A 535-nucleotide genomic window follows, 5' to 3' on the forward strand; every position below is an offset into this window, starting at 1 on the left:
GTCTTATAAATTATGGCGGTGATGCCTTTCGCGGTACAGTAACCGTCGATTTAGATGAATATATAGATATGTCAACTCCCTTAACCTTAGGGGCAGTATATCAGCAAGCTGACTATGACTTTGCAGGCTCTCATAAAGAAAAAGGCCTGATAGTTAGTGGCAAAATGGCATTAGAGAACTTTGCTCATCCAGCTTCTGTCTATCTTCAATATAACAAAACAGACAATCTAAACGGTATCGACAATAATAATTCGGATCAGATTGTATTGGGCGGTGAATACGAGTTGAAAGATAATGTGATCGCTCACGCTTATGTTGGTCAAAACTCAGCCGATTATACCAGTCCTTTAGATCCTACCAACTCTGTCGCAGATATTAAGGTCTTCGCCGTTGGTGGCGGTTTGGAACATCTGTTCTAGTGGCTTTTATCTAAGTAGTCTGTATTGTAAAATCGTCCAAGTGATAGCTAAACATCATAACTATATAATGTTAAAGGACTCATCCTTCGGGGTGGGTTTTTTCGTTGTGCCAACTT

1 protein-coding gene is annotated in these 535 nt (G+C 40.0%); it reads left to right on the top strand.

The genetic code is table 11. From position 1 onward, the window contains the following. On the top strand, positions 1 to 419 hold a 419-nt coding region (locus tag ACS8FD_RS24120), incomplete at its 5' end, for a porin (RefSeq protein ID WP_439277705.1). Positions 420 to 535 lie beyond the last annotated feature (116 nt).

The sequence above is a fragment of the Psychrobacter sp. 1U2 genome, assembly GCF_051847575.1.